We start from the raw sequence: 17,657 nt of genomic DNA on the forward strand, positions 1-17,657 counted from the left end.
TTTGACCATCAGTCAGGCAGTTCGATACGGTTTAGGCCACGAGTATCGATGTTCAGCGATAGATCTCTGAAAAGTGTTCTACATCTTGCCTCGATGAGTGTGATACGGTCTGAGAATGACTTGCGGAGCTATTACTTGAGAAAAGTGTCTGAAGGAAAGAATAAGATGTTGGTTTTGAACAATATACGCAACAAAATCATTCACCGTATTTTTGCAGTGGTGAACTCCGGCAGAAATTACGAGAAAAACTACCAAAATAATTTGGTTTGTCCATAGAAATCAAGTCGGGGCGCGCTTCGCAAGGTTCGAACATTTGTCTATAAATCAGCATTTTCTCAATCTTTGAAACTAACGAATTTTTTTATCCATAATATTGTCATTCCGAAGGAATCTGAACTGTTGAGATTCCTACGGAATGACAAAAATAATTTTAAACTTTTTTCTTTGATGAGTTTTACGTCTTTGCGAGCCTTAAAAATATTTTCAATAATGTCAAAAAAATCTTTGCGTTTAAAATAATCTCGCAGACTATTTCAATTTCTTAACTTTGTACTCAAAATTATTTAGAGAAATTTTAGTCAGTCAAATCGGTTGCTAATTTTTTAATCATTTAATTCTTTAATTTTTTAATCAAAAAAGAATGTCTTTAAAAATTTCAGGACTCACAAAAAAATTCGGAGAGCAAATTGCGCTCAACGATATCAACATAAGCATTTCAAATAACGAAATCATCGGACTTCTCGGCCCAAACGGCGCCGGAAAATCCACCTTGATGAAATCCATCACAGGCGTCCTGAAAATCGACGAAGGCGAAATTTTGTTCAATGACAAAAACATCAAAGAAAACGAAATCGAATCAAAAAAGAACATCGGTTTCCTGCCGGAGAACAATCCGCTTTACAACGAGATGTATGTCAAAGAATATCTGCAATTCGTAGCCAATCTTCACAACATCAAAAAAGAAAGAGTAGAAGAAGTGATAGAATTGGTCGGAATCACACCAGAAAAATCCAAGCAAATTTCCCAACTCTCCAAAGGCTACAAACAGCGTGTAGGACTCGCTCAAGCCATTCTCCACGAGCCGGATTTATTAATCCTAGACGAACCAACCAACGGCCTCGACCCAAATCAAATCGTCGAAATCCGAAACGTCATCAAAGAAATCGGGAAAGAAAAAACCGTGATTTTGTCCACGCATATTATGCAAGAAGTAGAAGCGCTTTGTTCCAGAGTGATTTTGATTCACCAAGGAAACATCATCCAGGATTCACCAATCTCTGAGTTCAAGGGGAAATTTGGAAGTTTGGAGGAAGCGTTCCAGAGTTATACGATTTAATTATTGTCACGATTACTAAATGATATTTTAAACAAAAATTAAAAATTGTAAATTCGTAGAGGTTTAATAAAATAAAATACGATGGAAGCATCAATCATCATACATCCAAGAAACAGAAAAGAAGCATCATTACTTAAAAAAGTCTTGAAAGCTTTGGATGCGCAATTTGTTTTTAAAGAAGGAAAATCGGAAAGCTTAAGTCCCAGCAACGACCCATATTTTGATATTCCAGAGAACGTAGCGGAATTGGAAAGAAGAATAGAGAACTTAAAGACAGGGAAATCAAAATCTAAAATACTTTCAGTAGAAGCTCAGAAAGAATTATTGGGTTTATGATTTTTCAAATAAAACTTTCAGATGAAGCAGAAAAAGACATCCTATCATTTAGAAAATCGGGTAATAAATCGGCTTTGAAGAAAATTGATATTTTTATTGATGAACTTCGTATTAATCCTTACTCTGGAACGGGAAAACCTGAACGCCTAAAGCATAAAAACGGTAATATTTGGTCAAGACGAATCGACAGCAAAAACCGCTTGGTCTATAGTGTCGAAGAAAATATTGTAACCGTAGAAATCATTTCTGCAAAAGGTCATTATGGCGACAAGTAAGAATTCTAATCCTGAAATAAAACAATTTATCTTAATACCATATTTTTAATATCTTCTGACCTCAGACTTCCGACTTCTGACAAAAAATGAACTTCGCTCAAATCATTCTTCCGCTCAATCTCAAAGGAACTTTCACCTACAAAGTTCCAGAGGATTTTTTGGATAACATTGAAGTTGGAATGCGCGTTCTGATTCCGTTTGGCGGAAAGAAAATCTACACTGGAATTGTCGCCGAATTATTTGATGAATTCGAGGATAGTTTTGTTCCGAAAGAAATCATCAATTTGCTGGACAATCAACCGATTGTTCCAAAACAACAATTGGAATTCTGGAATTGGATGAGTTCCTATTATCTCTGCAATCTCGGCGAAATCTACCGTTTTGCATTTCCGTCTTCACTGAAATTGGAAAGTGAAACTTACGTCCGATTATTATCAGAAAGGACAATCGATTGGCAAAATCTGGATGCGAATGAAACCTATCTTCTTCAAGCTTTGGAAGTGCGTCAAATGTTAAATTTGCAGGAAATTGAAGCTTTCATTCCAAAAAAAGAAATTATCAAAACCATCAATGCTTTGATTGATGAACGATATATTTCGGTCGATGAAAAAATCACGGAGAAATATAAGGCCAAGGAAATCGCTTACGTGAAAGTGAATGATGAAGCTTTGGTTTCGGAAAATCTGGCGAAGATTCTTTTGAAATTGGATAAAGCCAAGAAACAGAAAGATTTATTTCTCAATATTTTATCTAAACAAATTGATGAACCTAAAACACCGATTCGGAAATCCTTGGTTTTTGATGAAGGCAATTTTGTCAATCAGCAACTCAAATCTTTGATAGAAAAAGGTTGGGTTTCAGAATATTATCTCGAAAAAGACAGAATCGATTCTTATGAAGGCGAGTTGGAGGAAATTGAGCAATTGACTGAAAATCAAAAGTTGGCGGTTTCGGAAATTAATAAAGCCTTTGAAGAAGACAAAAATGTTTTGCTCCACGGCATCACATCTTCCGGAAAAACGCATATCTATTTAGAAAAAATCGAAGATTGTGTCAATTCAGGAAAAAATGTGCTTTTGCTTTTGCCAGAAATTGCTTTGACAAAACAAATCACCATTCGTCTCGAAAAAAAATACGGTAAAAAACTCGGATTTTATCACAACAAATTAACGGATTTTGAAAGGGTAGAAGTCTGGCGGAAAATCAAAAAAAATGAACTTCAAATCCTGATTGGAACTCGGAATTCTTTGTTTCTGCCATTTGAAAATTTAGGATTGATAATCGTTGATGAAGAACACGATTCTGCATATAAATCTAGAGATTCCAATTTCTTTTTCAATGCGAAAGATTCAGCGATGATGTTGACAGAATTTTACAATTCAAAACTGATTCTAGGTTCAGCAACACCATCGTTGGAAAGCTATGATTTGGCGATGAAGGACAAACTACGCTATGTGCCTTTGAATGAGAGGTTTGGGAATGTGGATGTTCCCAAATTTGAAATCATCGATGTTAAGGAAGCGCAGAGTCAGAAGAAAATCATTGGAAATTTCAGCCAGAAAATGGTTGACGAAATCAATCTTCAACTTAAGCACAAAAAACAAAGCATCATTCTCCACAACCGCCGTGGATACGCCAATGTCATTGAGTGTGAAACTTGCGGACACGTAACTTATTGTAGCAATTGCGACGTCGTGATGACCTATCACAAATCTGCGAATGAACTGAAATGCCATTATTGCGGACACAGAGCCGGAAAACCGACGGCTTGCCCGAGTTGTCACGGTACCAATCTGAACACAAAAGGTGTTGGCGTGGAGCAAATCGAGGAGGAAACTCAAAAGATTTTTTCCGAAGCCGAAGTTGACCGAATGGATGTAGATGCGATGCGCAAGAAGTTTGCGTACGAAAAACTCTACGAAAAACTGGAAAATGGCGAAACTGATATTTTGGTCGGAACGCAGATGATTTCTAAAGGTTTAGATTTTGAAAACATAGAATTGGTCGTGATTCCTAAAGCGGACGCTTTGATTTATGTCCAGGATTTTCGGGCTGAGGAAAGAGCTTATCAATTAATTACGCAAGTTGCAGGAAGAGCGGGAAGGGTTTCTGGAGAAGGAAAAATCTTGATTCAAACTTACAATCCATCACATTCGATTTTTAAATTGATTAAAAATCAGAATGTTAAAGAAATTTACGATTATTTCCTAGATGAACGAAAGAAATTTCTCTATCCGCCATTTGTGAAATTGATAATGATTGAGCTGAAACACAGAAAAGAAGACAAATTGAACAGAGCTTCGCAATTTCTGGGTTCGGTTTTGAGAAAATATATTCCCGAAGAATGCATTCTAGGACCAGAAAAATCCCCCATTGCCCGAATCAACAATCTTTATCAATATCAGATTCTACTGAAGTTTCCGAAGAATAAAAACTACAAAATCTACAAAGAATTGCTTGCGAAATCTTTGGAAGAATTTGATGAAATTACCGCATACAAATCTATCAAAAAAGATTTTCTGGTTGATTTTTAACTATAATTAACAAAATTTTGAATCTTTTATTACGGGTTCCCGTAACTTCCTTGGCAATATTCTCTAAATTTACTACGTTTTGAAATTAGATTAATTTCTTCAAAATCTTAATTAAAAATAATTCAATAAAAAATGTAATTCTTTTGAGAATGAATAAATTCAAAAATTATTTTTCGATTTTAGGCTTAGGGCTTTCCTCTTTTATTTTTTCACAAGGCACATCTGCAGGAACTTTACCTCAGGTTGCAGACCAACAACTTCTCGTAAAAGACATCACCGCGGAGAAGGCGTTGCTGTCTCCAAAAGAGCAAATCGAATTCAACATCAACAAAATGTTCACCGACCCAGTTCTCCGAAATGCGAATTGGGGATTTGTGGTTTATGATACCAAAACTGGAAAAATCGTCACTTCTTATAACGAAAATGCACCATTGGTTCCAGCTTCGACCACAAAACTGTTGACTACGGAAACCGCTTTTGCACTGTTGGGAACCAAATACAGATGGAACACGCAGTTGGAATATTCTGGAAGCATCGATGAAGAAGGTGTTTTGACCGGAAATCTTTACGTCGTAGGAAGTGGCGACCCGTCTTTGGGCGGAAACAGAGGTGGCGCATCGAGTTACGGTCAAATCGTGAATCAATATCTGGACGCGATAAGAGATAAAGGAATCAAGAAAATCACGGGCGATATCATCATCCAAACAGCGATTTTCAAAGAAAATAAAACCGACCTTCCGCAGAACATCGTTTGGTTGGAACAAGCCAATTATTTCCTGCCAGTCGGCACTACAAAAGACATCAATCCAAGAAATGAAAAACTGATTGTAAGCCAGTCCAACAATCCTTTCAATCAGGTAAAAAAATATTTTTACGTTTCGCCTTACTCCAACAAGATGGTTTTTGCAGACCAATTTGATGGCGCTTGGGTGACGACGAAAGTCGCAGAACCACCTGCTTTTTTGGCTAACAAATTAAGAGAAGGCTTGGTGAAAAGTAAGATTTCAATCGTTGGAAAAGTAACGCCGAAAATAGTTGATAGGGAACCAGAACCAAGAGAAATCCTGACGACTTACAAATCACCGACTTTAGCAGAAATCGTGAATTACACGAATCAAAGAAGTGACAACGGTTATGCTGAAGCTATCTTGAAATCGAATGGTTTTATGAAATTGGGCGACCAAACCACAGAATCTGGAAGAATCGTTGTGACAGACCATTTGAAAGATATTAATTTTGATACCGTTGGACTCAATTTTATGGACGGAAGCGGACTTTCCAAAGCGCATACGGTGACGCCAATTTCGCAAGTTAAGTTCTTGACGGCGATGATGAAAACGCCTTATTATAAAGAGTATTTGGAATCTTTGCCAATCGCGGGACAAACCGGAACATTGAAACATATGTTTTTGGTCAACTCCAATGGACAGATTTTCGCGAAAACTGGAACTTTGAATGGGGTGAAATGTTTGGCTGGCTACATCAAAACCAGAAGCAACAGAACGCTTGCTTTTTCCCTTTTAATTAATAGATTCTCAGGTTCCGTAGCGCAGGTGAAAGACAGGATGGAGCAATTGCTGGACCCGACCTTAGATTTGTAACAAATTATTAAAATAGAAGCCAGCATAATTATGAATCATGCTGGCTTTTATTTATAATAGAATCTTTTAGTCTATTGCTTCACGATTTTTTGAGTCGATGATTTTCCATCAGCAAAATCTATTTTCAACAAGTAAACACCTGCTGGCAATTTTGAAACATTGATTTTTGAAGTTGAATCCTCCAGCATTTGTTTTCCATCCGTGCTAAAAACGGTCACTTTGGAGACTTTAGAAGTTGTATTGATGTTTACAAAATCTTTAGTAGGATTTGGATAAACAGCTACTTTTTCAAGAGAAGTTTCTCCTGTTGATAAGATTTGACTAGAGAAAATAGGACCAACCCAAAGACTGTTGACGTCATTTGTACATTTGGATTTTACATACATTTCATAAGTCCAATTATTTGTTAGGTCATTTCTGGTTGCAGTTGGATTTTCACTTACTTGTTGATAAAACTCACTGGATAAGGCGTAATAATTTCTTCTGCCCCAGAGAACTTCCCAATCTGTTGCAGTTCCTTTTTCTTTCCATCCTAGGCTTACCGTGGTTCCTTGCTGGCTGTTTACAGTAAAATCTGCTGGATTGGCACAGATGATTTGTCCGCTTTCATTATTTTGAATATACATAGAAATCGGAAAGTAACCTTGTTGTGCTGCGAAAACTGCAGTAGGAACATCCAATTTGATAGTATGTGTTCCCGCAGAAAGATTCCCTAGCTTCACCTCACGATTTGGGATAGCGTCGCCAGGGCACCAGTTGTTCCATGAGATCCATCTTCTAAGCGGTTGTGCAGTGCTGCCATATATACCGTTTCCTTGTGTATTATATTTTCTATAATCTTCGCAAGATTTTCCGCCAGGTTTGTATTGATGAACCAATTGGTTGTCCAAATACACGTAATGTTCTCTTCTTACATATTCCTCACCACCTGCATTAGAACCGTGATTGGAAGTGGAAAGATAAAGAATTGCGTCATTTACAGGTTGGTTAAGACTGAAAGTGACAATTCTAATTGTTTGCCCCGGAACATCTGTCGCGTTGTAATTGTTCAGGTTGTCACGATAAGAGATTGGTAAAAAGAAATTTTCTGCTGGTGTTGCTGTGCCACTGGTCACAAATTCCAAATTTCCACGGAAAACATCCGTTCTGTCTGCGCAACCTGCAACTTCCGTATTTGCTGCCGCAGAATATCCATCTGCACGGAACTCGATCCAAAAATCATAAGTCGCGGATAAAGCAGTATCATGCAGGATATTTGAAATATTATCAATTTGGTAACTGTAAGGAACTTCTTTTATCGCTGCATTCTTGTTCATAAATGGAGTGATGAAACGCCCAATCTCGATTCTTTTGATATCTGATTGATTGAACGTGTAAGTAGTACTTCCTTTTGGGACAAGAACCAAATTCACTCCCGCAATTCTGTCATAATTGTCGCAAGCCGCAATCAAGGTAATGTTCATCTTGACGCTGCTTCCCATAGTTGCGATTTCCGCCTCTGTCAATCTTCTGGAAATGATATCCTGCTCGTAGGCGTGAAGTCTGATTGCTCCAGCTGGAATTTGAGAATAGGCTTCCGGTGGCATGGTTTGCCCTTCGCCTAAATAATGGTACATGCTGTAAAACGGAACGTCATTGAAAACAGAAACGTTTTGTGCGAAAAAAAGAGAACTTGTAAAAAGTCCTGCAACTGCAAAGAATAGTTTTTTCTTCATATAAGATTTAATTTCATAACAAATTTAAAAAATGTTTATTAATAATAAACTTTTATTGTAACTTTTATAACAAAAAATAGTATTGATGATAATTAACGAAATTCCAAAATCACTTTGAATTTCCTTTTAAAAATCTTATCTTTAGAAAAATTTATATTATGATGTTTATTTGGATTGCCGCATTTTTTGGACTTATAGTTCTATTTGCTTCTTTTTTTACTGTCAAGCAAGAAACCGCAGCACTCGTAGAACGCTTGGGCAAATTCCATTCTGCAAGACATGCTGGTTTACATTTGAAAATTCCGTTTATCGATCAGATTTCCAAAAGAATGAATCTTCGTATTCAGCAATTGGATGTTATGATTGATACCAAAACGCTTGATAACGTTTTTGTTAAAATGAAAATTTCTGTACAGTTTCAAGTGATTAGAACACAAGTTGCAGATGCATTTTATCGTTTGGAAAGTCCACACGACCAGATTACGTCTTACGTTTTTGACGTTGTAAGAGCAGAAGTTCCAAAATTGAAATTAGATGATGTTTTCTTGAAGAAAGATGATATAGCTGTTGCTGTAAAGGCAGAACTTCAAGAAGCGATGCAAAGTTATGGTTATGATATCATCAAAGCCTTGGTAACAGACATTGATCCCGACGATCAAGTGAAACACGCGATGAATAGAATCAATGCGGCCGAACGGGAAAAAACAGCTGCAGAATATGAATCCGAAGCGCAAAGAATCAGAATCGTTGCCGTTGCAAAAGCAGAAGCAGAATCAAAAAAACTACAAGGACAAGGTATTGCAGACCAAAGAAGAGAGATTGCAAAAGGTCTTGAAGAATCTGTAAAAATGCTAAACAGCGTGCAGATCGATGCGCACGAAGCTTCCGCCTTGATCGTGGTGACTCAGCATTATGATACATTGCAGTCAATTGGTGCAAACAACCGTTCAAATCTTGTCTTGTTGCCAAATACGCCGACCGCAGCAAGTTCTATGTTAAATGATTTGGTAGCAGCAATGGCTGTTTCCAAGAAATTAGATGATACAGACACTGCGCCTCGCCGTTAACAGTTTAGAAAATTAAATAAATTAGAGTCCGATTCGTCGGGCTTTTTTTAATGTTTGGTTTGTAACTAAAAACTATATTAATAGACTATTTAAAAAAAATAATAGATGGATAAAATCTTGGAAGTCAAAAATTTAACCAAAAAATTCAAGCAGATTGCGGTTAATAATATTTCCTTCGACGTAGAGAAAGGAAATGTTTACGGTCTTTTGGGACCAAACGGAAGCGGAAAGTCCACGACATTTGGGATGTTGCTTTCTACGATCAATCCAACTTCTGGAAGTTGGAAGTGGTTTGGGAAGGATGGAACGGATACGGATACTCTCAAAAAAATCGGGGCAATTATCGAGCAACCGAATTTCTATCCGTATTTGTCAGCAGAGAAAAATCTTGAAATCGTAGCGAAGATCAAAGGTGTTGCTAGTCAAAGAATTGATCAGGTTTTGGAAACCGTCAATCTTCTAGCAAGGAAAAAAGATGCTTTCAAAACCTATTCTTTGGGGATGAAACAGCGTTTGGCGATTGCTTCGGCATTGTTGGCAAATCCTGAGGTTTTGATTCTAGATGAGCCTACAAATGGACTGGATCCGGAAGGAATCATCCAAATTCGGGACATTATAAACACAATTGCGAAATCCGGAACCACGATTATCGTTGCAAGTCACCTCCTGGACGAGATCGAGAAAATCTGTAGCCACGTGATCGTTTTGAAGCACGGAACAGCCATCTATTCTGGTTCTGTAGATGCGATGAGCAACACAAAAGGTTTCTTCGAATTGAAGTCTGATGACAAAAATGCCTTGATCAATGCACTTAATAATTTGAATATTTTTTCCAGCGTCAAAGAAAAAGACCAGCTGGTGATTGCACAGATTTCTGAAGATATTTCGGCATCAGAACTTAATAAAAAACTATTTGAAAAAGGGATTTTCCTATCTCATTTGTTCAAGAAAAAAGAAAGCCTCGAAACCCAATTCCTAGAACTTGTAAAACAATCCAACTCATGATCAGATTATTAAAATTAGAATATCTCAAAAACTTGAATTACAGTCCGTTCAAAATATTTGCAGGGATTTATTTTGTTATTTTGATTGCTTTGTTGTTCATAGGTTTGGTAGATTTTGATCTTTTGGGAATGAAGGTCAATTTGAAAGAACAAGGAATGTACAATTTTCCAGGTGTTTGGAATTTTACGACTTGGATAGTTGGGCTGTTGAAAATATTTCTTGGTTGTATAATTGTTTTCTCGATTTGTCAGGAGTTTAGCAATAGAATGTTCAAACAAAATTTGATTGATGGATTGAGTAGGGAAGAATTTATTGCTTCGAAACTTTTGACGATTTTGGTTTTCACTGGATTTTCGACATTGTTTGTTTTTGTGATTGCTTTTATTTTGGGGAAAAGTTATTCGGCGACGCAGGAAAATGAATTGGTTTTCAAAGAGATTTATTTTATATTCAATTACTTTTTGAAGCTTTTTACATTCTTTTCATTTCTGATGTTTCTTTCTATTTTGTTTAGAAAATCGATTTTTGTATTTCTTGGATTTTTTATGGTTTGGTTTGTAGAAGGTGTTTTGTCTGGCATAGAAAAATTTGCTGTGATGAAGAATTTTGATCCAAAAGACAAATCAACTATTGCAGTAAATAAAACTTACATTACAGATTTTTTACCCTTGGAAAGTATGTCGAAACTGATTCCAAATCCATTAGTGAGAACCAAGATGGCAGAGATGTTTGGTGTTCAGTTCAAATTTGAATATCCGTGGGAAAGTGTTGTTGCTTGTATCGTGTGGTCAATTGTTTTTGTCGCAGGAAGTTATTTGATTTTAAAGAAAAAAGACTGGTAGAATTGAATTTAAATTAAAGTATGTAAATATTTAAATATTAATTGTTTATATTAATTTATATAAAGCTATATTTAATACGAAATTTCATCAACATCGATAAAATATAAAACCATTGAGATCATTTTCAGTGGTTTTATTATGTTAAATTGATAACTAAATTGTTAATAACTGCTTTGTTCAAAGGCTTTTCCGTGGATAAATTTTTAACCGAACTTTAACTTTTGATGTGTTCGTTTTAACATTAAATCGAATAATTTTGTATCAATGAATTTTAAGATTACTCTCACCCTAATTTTTATAATAATCTCCTCGCAATTTCTTGTTGCGCAGAAGAGTTATAATGCATCGGTTTACGAAGGTAATAAGAAATTCGATGCAAAGGAATATGATGCCGCATCAAGCAAATATCTGGAAGCAATCGCTGAAAAAAATAGCAGTTACACCGCGCATTACAATTTAGGAAATGCGCTTTACAAAAGCAAAAAATACGAAGAGGCAACCTCTGAATACGAAAAAGCGACAAAGTATACCAAAAGCAATTTTGAAAAGGCGGCGGCGCTTTACAATATGGGAAATGTTTCGATCCAATCCAACAATCCTGAAAAAGCGGCCGAGCTTTACAAAAAAGCTTTGAAACAAGATCCTTACAACGAAGCCATCCGAAAGAATTACGAAATCGCAATGCTGAAGGACAAGGAGAAAAAAGAGAAGGAGAAACAGAAGCAGGGAAAAGGTGGCGACAAAGATCAGAAGAACAAAGACGATTCTGACAAAGGCAACCAAAAGAAAAATCAGCAAGACGGCAAAGGAAATGATCAAAAAGGCAAAGACCAAGGAAAGCCGAATCAGCCGAAGAAAGAAGAAAATAAAATCCCTGAAGAAGCAGAAAAAATGATCCTGAAAGACATCGAAAATCAGGAGAAAGAAACTGCACGAAGAATTTTAAACAAAAAATCCAATTCGATGCCACAGAGCAAAGAAAAGGATTGGTAAATGATAAAGAAAAATTTATACATATTATTCCTTTTAGCATCGGGCTTTACCTTTGCTCAGGTTAATCTTTACTCAGAGGTCAATACCACTGAGGTGAAGATGAACAGGCCAATTGTCTTTACAGTTGTGTTGGAAATCTTTGGCGAAGACCTGATTCAAGAAACGCCAGTCAAGCTTCCAGATTTTTCAAAATTCAATTATGATTATGCATCTGAGCAAAACACGTTTATAGATCCGATTAAAAAAATTAGGATCAATCAGTTTGTTTATCAGTTCATACTCGATCCAAAACAGGTAGGCAATATTAAAATTGGTTCCGCATTGGTTCAGGTCAACGGGAAAATGTACAAAACAGAACCCATTGATATTTTTGTAAAAGAAGCTGATAAAAAAGCTGTCGCTATCAATCCTGCGAAAAATATGTACCTCAATATGCAGGTCAAAGAGAAAGAGGTTTATAAAAATGAGCCAACTGTGGTGGTTCTAAAGGCTTTTTCCAGAAGTATTTCGAATTTTCGTAATCTTGAACCTGCGAAGTTTGAACCTGCAAAAAATCTTTCCATACGTTCCATTGCTAACTTTGACGAATCCATAGAAGATTCTGAAAATAACTACTCTTCGCAAATCATTGGGATGTTTGTCGTCGTTCCAAAAGTAGCTGGAGTAATGGATGTTCCGCCGTTGGAAGTTCCTTTTGGCAATCATAGAAACACGCTGGTTTCCAATAAGGTGAAACTCAATGTAAAAAAATTGCCTGAGGGTGCGCCAAAAAACTTCAATGATGCGGTTGGAAAGTATGATGTTAAGGTTGAAATGATTGACAAAGGCAAAGAGAATTTTGAAATCAATAAAGCCTTTAATATTTCTGTTAAAGTTATCGGAAGCGGAAATCTTTCGCCAGCAATAGTTCCGAAAATTTTACCTTCTCCGGATTATGAAATATTCGAACCGAAAATAGTAAATAATTCAGTTGCAACAGCCAAAGGAATAGAAGGTGAGGTAGAAGCGCAGTACGTCATAATTCCGAAAAAAAGAGGTGATTTGAAGATTTCGACAGAGGTTTTTTCATATTTCGATCCGAAAGAAGAAAAGTACGTGACGCTTGGATCAAAGACATTGACGCTAAATGCTGTGAATGCTCAAGACATTGCCAATGCCAAAACGACTTTGCAAAAAGTGAACGAATATACCAACACTGTTTTGGAAAAAGTGGATTCTCCAGTGATGAACACAGAGAAGCTGAAAGTGAAAGAACATAAAAATATGAGCTGGCTGATTATCGTCGGAAATCTTATGATAATTTGCGTTGGAGCTTTTGCATTTATTTATTTTAATAGAAAAATTAAAGAAAAAAAGAAACAGAATCTGGAGAAGGAACAAATCAATTCCAGACCAATTGTCACGATTGCCGAGACAGAAGCTTTGTTGAGGAATAAAAATAACTTTGATTTGAATTCCCATTTCAATTATTTACAGAAAGTGATTGATGAAGGTGACACAACTCGTTTTTTTGAAGGATTCGAAGCATTGAAATCGGATGCAGATCAATATTTTAAATCCAAGAATGTACTTGGTTTTGCTGACTATCTTAAAACTAATTTTGGCTTAGCATCGGTTGAAAAATACAACCAATTGATTACCAAAGTCAATATAGAAAAATTCTCGCCTTTTTCTTCACAAGACAAACAAAAAGAGATTTTAAGAGAAATAGAAGAAGTCTATAATTTGATTTAGAGAATTGTCAAGAATATTTCATATTTTTGCGAAATCTTTAAAATCAAAGTTATGGAATTTTTAGAAGAATTTTCAATCAAGGAAACAATGACGGCCTTTATGGTTTTATTTGCGGTGATTGACATATTGGGATCTGTCCCAATCATTGTGTCACTGCGTCAAAAGTTTGGAAAAATCGAGTCAGAGAAAGCGGCGATTGTTGCTGGAATCTTGATGATTTCGTTTCTGTTCATTGGTAATAATATTCTGAAGTTTATCGGTGTAGATGTCAATTCTTTCGCTATAGCTGGAGCTTTTGTTATTTTTATAATAGCCATCGAGATGATTTTGGGAATCGAAATCCATAAGACCAATCAACCTCAGGCCGCATCCATTGTTCCAATCGCATTTCCTTTGATTGCCGGAGCTGGAACTTTGACTACGACTTTATCTTTACGAGCAGAATATCACGATATCAACATTATTTGTGGGATCGTACTTAATACAATATTAGTTTACATCGTTCTTAGATTAGCGCCGTGGATAGAGAGAAAAATGGGGGAGGGTTCTTTGCAGGTTTTGCAAAAAGTTTTCGGAATTATACTTTTGGCCATCTCTATTAAATTATTTACCGCTAACTTTGCACAGCTATTTCAGAATTACGTACATTTTTAAATTTCCTCAGAATGAAAACATTTTATAAAGTATTTTTAGTCCTTTTTATCATTTTTATCGCCATCAATTTTTATGCGATCAATTGGTATGTAGGCTTTTTGAATGATGAAAATACGCAACATATCTTCTCTATTTCGGCAGGGATTTTAGGAATCATTGTCGTTTACATTCTCCATTCGTGGAGCAAGTTGGCAGAGAAAAAATAAAAAAAAGTCCCGATGATCTCGGGACTTTTTTTGCTTTATAGTTCCATTTTTAGAAGTGCATTTCTGAGCAATTTAATGCTATTAGTATTGATTTTGGATTGGGTATGAACGTTGTCCCATTGCGCGAGAATCTCTTCTACAATCTCATCTTCGCATTCATATTTGTCCTCGTCATCAAACATCACAGACGTAGCAAAGTGAATGATCTCCTCTTTACTGATCTTGTCGTCCAAAAATCGATTGCAAATGTTTATTAATTCTCTGCGGGTGATATTCATATCTTCAAATAAAATTACAGACAAAGATAGATGTTTCTAATTTTGTTCAATTTTTATCAGATATTTTAATTTCAGATTGTAATCAAACCAAATTTCGATGTATTTAAGATTGTCTTTTTCAATTTTATAAGAGAAGGTGTAATCGTCATTAATCTTATCAAAGTTGATATACTCTTGCTTGTCAAAAGCTTTCTGATTGAATACTTTTTCTCCTTTTTTATTAGTCGAATAGAATTTGGGATTTCTTTTTAAATTGGTATTGATTTGAAGTTTCTTGATTTCCTTAGAATATTTGAACTTAAAGACAATCGGATCGTTAACCTTTGTTACAATGATACCTTGTTCGGGATTTTCAATTTCGATGAAGGGAATAATGCTATTTTCGATGTAAGGTTGATTTTTATAATCGTCTTTTTCGATGTCAAAATTTAGAACTTTTTCAGGATTTTTTGGGAAATGGTCAATGGTGAATTTGTCCGTTGGCGTAAACCAATAGAAATCATTTTTCTTTTTGACAAAATTCTTCAATTTTTTGTTTTCACCTTTTTCGCAATATCCAGAAGCCCAAGTTAGGTCTAAAAAATAAGTTTGCCCATCGATGATTACGGCATTCCAGGCGTGATCCAAAATCCCCGTATTTCCGACGTGACGAGAGTTTGTCTTCACATAACCATCAATACTGATGCAGGTGATTTTTGCTAGTTCACACATTCTTTTGAAAAGGAGTGAATATCCAGAGCAGATCCCCTTTCTTTTCCGCAAAACCTTTTCTATAATTTTATTTTCGTATTCTTTCTTTTTGATATTGCAGTCATTTTTGTTTTTACATTTTATCTTGATGCTTTTTCTTGCCTCATTAAAAAGTTTATAATCATAACTAATGTTGTCAATAATCCAGGAATAAATTGCTCTTGTTTTATCAATTTCATTCTGCAAATTTTCAGTTAAGTGAAAAACAAGTTGATTCAAATCGCCCTTGTAATTGGCTGTATGAGCAATGCTATCAATTTTTTGAAAATTGTTTTGACCAAATGAAAATGCGAAAAAAAGTATGAAAGTTAGATGAATTAATTTCTCAGGAAACTTCATATTGTATTTCTAATTCATAAAACTAATAATTAAAAAACAAAAAAGCCATCCTTTCAGATAGCTTTAGATTTTATTTATAAAGATTGTCATACAAATCTTGGAATTCTGCTTTGATTACTTTCCTTTTAAGTTTCAAAGTTGGCGTTAAAAGACCATTGTTTTCTGTCCATATTTTGGGCGTCAATTCAATCTTTTTGATTTGTTCCCATTTTCCAAGATGTAGATTTACTTTTTCAATTTCTTTTTGGATTTCGTCTTTCAGCTCTTTGGATTTGGCGATTTCTTCTGTTGAAGTTCCAATGTTGATCTTGTTCTTTGAAGCCCAGTTTTTTGCATATTCAAAATCCGGTTGAACAAGTGCGGTCGGCATTTTTTCGCCGTCACCCACAACCATAATTTGTTCAATGAATTGCGATGATTTGGCTAGATTTTCAATCATTTGTGGTGCAATATATTTTCCGCCAGAAGTTTTGAACATTTCCTTTTTTCTGTCGGTAATGAAAAGGAAATTATCTTCATCCAACATTCCAATATCGCCAGTTCGGAAATAGCCATCATCGGTAAAAGCTTCTTTCGTTTTTTCATCGTCTTTGTAATAGCCTTGTGTCACGGTCGGTCCTTTCACGGTGATTTCACCATCTTCTTGGATCTTCACATCAATATTTTCAATAGGTCGTCCAACCGATCCGATTTTGGTGTATCCAAAACTATTAACTGCAATCACCGGTGAAGTTTCCGTCAAACCATAACCTTCCAAAATAGGAATTCCTGCAGCGTGGAACATCGTATTCAATCGTTTGGATAAAGCGGCAGATCCCGAAACCAAAGTAATCAAATTTCCTCCCAAGCCTTCTCTCCATTTGCTGAATACGAGTTTGTCTGCAATGATTTGTGAAAGCGATTTTGAAGTTCCCAATTTGTAATTTTCAGCTACTTTCAGGGACCAACGAAATATTTTTGATTTGATACCACCTGATTCTGTTCCTCTTTTGTTGATAGCATCAAAGACTTTTTCGATCATTCTCGGAACAACAGTCAGATATTGAGGTTTCACTTCCTTAAGGTTTTCACTTAGTTTATCATTACTTTCAGCAAAATAGATGGAAATTCCGTTGGTTGTAAAGAGATAAAGAATCATTCTCTCGTAAACGTGACAAAGCGGAAGAAAACTCAAAGCTCGATTTTTGGGATCTTTGTGAGGGATTCTATCTTCACAGCCGATCACGTCAGAAACGATATTTTTGTGTGTCAACATCACACCTTTTGGTCGGCCAGTTGTTCCGGATGTATAAATAATGGACGCTAATTCATCCTCGGAAATTGAGTTTTTAATATCATCAACTTCTTTTTGATTATCCCTATCTTTTCCAAGATCGAATAATTCTTTCCAGTTTTTGGCGCCGGAAACTTCATCAAACGTGATGATTTCCTTCAAATCCGGAAGCTGATCCTTAACGGAACTTATTTTTTCAAATAATTTCTCATCGGAAACTATACAAATTATGGAATCAGAATTATCAAGATTATAAACGCAATCTTCGCTTGAAATTGAAGGGTAGATCGGAACCGTCACCAGCCCGATTTGCAAAGAGGCCTGATCAAAAAAACACCATTCCACACGATTTGTAGAAGTGATGAGCGCAATTTTATCACCTCTATTGAGACCATATTTCAAAAGAGCTCTTGAAAGCTGATTTGTAATATCGATATATTGATCAGTTGATACCTTTTCCCATCCTCCGTTTCTTTTGTCACAGACAAAATCATCTTTTTCGAAATTGGCTTTCGAATAATAAGGAATGTCGAAAATCCTTTTTACTTCCATAGTGTTTCAGCTTACGTTGAAAGCAAATATAAATAAATATGCCACTACCGACTGTTAATAATTCTATAAAAAAAGCTTCTTTTCAGATAATTCAAATTCTATCAACAATCCAAAATCTGAAAATATTACCCACTAATATGTTGAGAATTGTACCGTTGCAGATTTTC

Annotated in this window: 17 protein-coding genes; 13 read left to right on the forward strand and 4 right to left on the reverse strand. The window is 35.7% G+C overall.

Translation table 11 applies throughout. The features are described from left to right. The 6 genes from IO90_RS18740 to dacB all read left to right on the forward strand — a co-directional run. Nucleotides 1–276: transposase (locus IO90_RS18740; RefSeq protein ID WP_034965284.1), on the forward strand; the 276-nt coding region annotated here is incomplete at its 5' end. 364 nt (nucleotides 277–640) lie between these two features. Further along, nucleotides 641–1,336, forward strand: coding sequence for an ABC transporter ATP-binding protein (locus IO90_RS17705; protein ID WP_034970615.1), 696 nt, complete (start codon nucleotides 641–643; stop codon nucleotides 1,334–1,336). A gap of 81 nt (nucleotides 1,337–1,417) precedes the next feature. Further along, entirely contained in the window at nucleotides 1,418–1,672 is a 255-nt protein-coding gene (locus IO90_RS17710) for a hypothetical protein (RefSeq protein WP_034970618.1), read from the forward strand. After that, nucleotides 1,669–1,947, forward strand: coding sequence for a Txe/YoeB family addiction module toxin (locus IO90_RS17715; RefSeq protein ID WP_228374716.1), 279 nt, complete (start codon nucleotides 1,669–1,671; stop codon nucleotides 1,945–1,947). The genes IO90_RS17710 and IO90_RS17715 overlap by 4 nt, the downstream gene beginning before the upstream one ends. A gap of 86 nt (nucleotides 1,948–2,033) precedes the next feature. Further along, a complete protein-coding gene (gene priA, locus IO90_RS17720; RefSeq protein ID WP_034970620.1) occupies nucleotides 2,034–4,481 on the forward strand; it encodes a primosomal protein N' in 2,448 nt (815 codons plus the stop codon). A gap of 149 nt (nucleotides 4,482–4,630) precedes the next feature. Beyond that, nucleotides 4,631–6,082 carry a D-alanyl-D-alanine carboxypeptidase/D-alanyl-D-alanine-endopeptidase gene (gene dacB, locus IO90_RS17725; protein WP_034970623.1) on the forward strand — a complete coding sequence of 484 codons (1,452 nt, stop codon included), beginning with the start codon at nucleotides 4,631–4,633 and terminating at the stop codon, nucleotides 6,080–6,082. Between the two features lie 71 nt (nucleotides 6,083–6,153). Here dacB and IO90_RS18545 read toward each other — a convergent pair whose 3' ends face one another. Next, a complete protein-coding gene (locus IO90_RS18545; RefSeq protein WP_051878928.1) occupies nucleotides 6,154–7,797 on the reverse strand; it encodes a peptide-N-glycosidase F-related protein in 1,644 nt (547 codons plus the stop codon). Nucleotides 7,798–7,958: 161 nt separating this feature from the next. Here IO90_RS18545 and IO90_RS17735 point away from each other — a divergent pair, with 161 nt between their 5' ends. The 7 genes from IO90_RS17735 to IO90_RS17765 all read left to right on the forward strand — a co-directional run bounded on the left by IO90_RS17735 (nucleotide 7,959) and on the right by IO90_RS17765 (nucleotide 14,298). Beyond that, nucleotides 7,959–8,864, forward strand: a complete 906-nt coding sequence (locus tag IO90_RS17735; protein WP_410492600.1) for an SPFH domain-containing protein — start codon at nucleotides 7,959–7,961, stop codon at nucleotides 8,862–8,864. A 105-nt stretch (nucleotides 8,865–8,969) separates the two neighbouring features. Then, nucleotides 8,970–9,869 carry an ABC transporter ATP-binding protein gene (locus IO90_RS17740; RefSeq protein ID WP_034970629.1) on the forward strand — a complete coding sequence of 300 codons (900 nt, stop codon included), beginning with the start codon at nucleotides 8,970–8,972 and terminating at the stop codon, nucleotides 9,867–9,869. Then, complete coding sequence (locus IO90_RS17745; RefSeq protein ID WP_034970632.1) at nucleotides 9,866–10,711, forward strand: ABC transporter permease; 846 nt, start codon at nucleotides 9,866–9,868, stop codon at nucleotides 10,709–10,711. Before IO90_RS17740 ends, IO90_RS17745 begins: the two co-directional genes overlap by 4 nt. A gap of 264 nt (nucleotides 10,712–10,975) precedes the next feature. Beyond that, nucleotides 10,976–11,704, forward strand: a complete 729-nt coding sequence (locus IO90_RS17750; RefSeq protein ID WP_051878930.1) for a tetratricopeptide repeat protein — start codon at nucleotides 10,976–10,978, stop codon at nucleotides 11,702–11,704. Next, nucleotides 11,705–13,438 (forward strand): BatD family protein, encoded by a 1,734-nt coding sequence (locus IO90_RS17755; protein WP_034970635.1) that lies wholly within the window; start codon nucleotides 11,705–11,707, stop codon nucleotides 13,436–13,438. 51 nt (nucleotides 13,439–13,489) lie between these two features. Continuing rightward, nucleotides 13,490–14,092: a MarC family protein gene (locus tag IO90_RS17760; RefSeq protein ID WP_034970638.1), complete on the forward strand. Its 603-nt coding sequence runs from the start codon at nucleotides 13,490–13,492 to the stop codon at nucleotides 14,090–14,092. 11 nt (nucleotides 14,093–14,103) lie between these two features. After that, the gene (locus IO90_RS17765; RefSeq protein WP_034970641.1) at nucleotides 14,104–14,298 is read left to right on the forward strand and encodes a hypothetical protein; all 195 of its coding nucleotides are present in this window, start codon (nucleotides 14,104–14,106) and stop codon (nucleotides 14,296–14,298) included. Nucleotides 14,299–14,333: 35 nt separating this feature from the next. On the opposite strand, the gene IO90_RS17770 is transcribed toward IO90_RS17765, so the two are convergent. From IO90_RS17770 to IO90_RS17780, 3 genes are all read right to left on the reverse strand, one after another. Then, nucleotides 14,334–14,576, reverse strand: a complete 243-nt coding sequence (locus IO90_RS17770; RefSeq protein WP_034970644.1) for a hypothetical protein — start codon at nucleotides 14,574–14,576, stop codon at nucleotides 14,334–14,336. Between the two features lie 36 nt (nucleotides 14,577–14,612). Beyond that, entirely contained in the window at nucleotides 14,613–15,665 is a 1,053-nt protein-coding gene (locus tag IO90_RS17775; RefSeq protein WP_034970649.1) for a transglutaminase domain-containing protein, read from the reverse strand. Nucleotides 15,666–15,735: 70 nt separating this feature from the next. Next, a complete protein-coding gene (locus tag IO90_RS17780) occupies nucleotides 15,736–17,490 on the reverse strand; it encodes an AMP-dependent synthetase/ligase (protein ID WP_034970652.1) in 1,755 nt (584 codons plus the stop codon). Between the last annotated feature and the right edge of the window lie 167 nt (nucleotides 17,491–17,657).

Origin of the sequence: Chryseobacterium sp. FH1 (assembly GCF_000735135.1) — a bacterium.
Classification (GTDB): domain Bacteria; phylum Bacteroidota; class Bacteroidia; order Flavobacteriales; family Weeksellaceae; genus Epilithonimonas.

What these genes read in the sequence shown, in the direction of transcription:
- IO90_RS17705 (WP_034970615.1), top strand. Translation starts at nt 641, where the DNA reads ATGTCTTTAAAAATTTCAGGACTCACAAAAAAATTCGGAGAGCAAATT.
- IO90_RS17710 (WP_034970618.1), top strand. Translation starts at nt 1,418, where the DNA reads ATGGAAGCATCAATCATCATACATCCAAGAAACAGAAAAGAAGCATCA.
- IO90_RS17715 (WP_228374716.1), top strand. Translation starts at nt 1,669, where the DNA reads ATGATTTTTCAAATAAAACTTTCAGATGAAGCAGAAAAAGACATCCTA.
- priA (WP_034970620.1), top strand. Translation starts at nt 2,034, where the DNA reads ATGAACTTCGCTCAAATCATTCTTCCGCTCAATCTCAAAGGAACTTTC.
- dacB (WP_034970623.1), top strand. Translation starts at nt 4,631, where the DNA reads ATGAATAAATTCAAAAATTATTTTTCGATTTTAGGCTTAGGGCTTTCC.
- IO90_RS18545 (WP_051878928.1), bottom strand. Translation starts at nt 7,797, where the DNA reads ATGAAGAAAAAACTATTCTTTGCAGTTGCAGGACTTTTTACAAGTTCT.
- IO90_RS17735 (WP_410492600.1), top strand. Translation starts at nt 7,959, where the DNA reads ATGTTTATTTGGATTGCCGCATTTTTTGGACTTATAGTTCTATTTGCT.
- IO90_RS17740 (WP_034970629.1), top strand. Translation starts at nt 8,970, where the DNA reads ATGGATAAAATCTTGGAAGTCAAAAATTTAACCAAAAAATTCAAGCAG.
- IO90_RS17745 (WP_034970632.1), top strand. Translation starts at nt 9,866, where the DNA reads ATGATCAGATTATTAAAATTAGAATATCTCAAAAACTTGAATTACAGT.
- IO90_RS17750 (WP_051878930.1), top strand. Translation starts at nt 10,976, where the DNA reads ATGAATTTTAAGATTACTCTCACCCTAATTTTTATAATAATCTCCTCG.
- IO90_RS17755 (WP_034970635.1), top strand. Translation starts at nt 11,705, where the DNA reads ATGATAAAGAAAAATTTATACATATTATTCCTTTTAGCATCGGGCTTT.
- IO90_RS17760 (WP_034970638.1), top strand. Translation starts at nt 13,490, where the DNA reads ATGGAATTTTTAGAAGAATTTTCAATCAAGGAAACAATGACGGCCTTT.
- IO90_RS17765 (WP_034970641.1), top strand. Translation starts at nt 14,104, where the DNA reads ATGAAAACATTTTATAAAGTATTTTTAGTCCTTTTTATCATTTTTATC.
- IO90_RS17770 (WP_034970644.1), bottom strand. Translation starts at nt 14,576, where the DNA reads ATGAATATCACCCGCAGAGAATTAATAAACATTTGCAATCGATTTTTG.
- IO90_RS17775 (WP_034970649.1), bottom strand. Translation starts at nt 15,665, where the DNA reads ATGAAGTTTCCTGAGAAATTAATTCATCTAACTTTCATACTTTTTTTC.
- IO90_RS17780 (WP_034970652.1), bottom strand. Translation starts at nt 17,490, where the DNA reads ATGGAAGTAAAAAGGATTTTCGACATTCCTTATTATTCGAAAGCCAAT.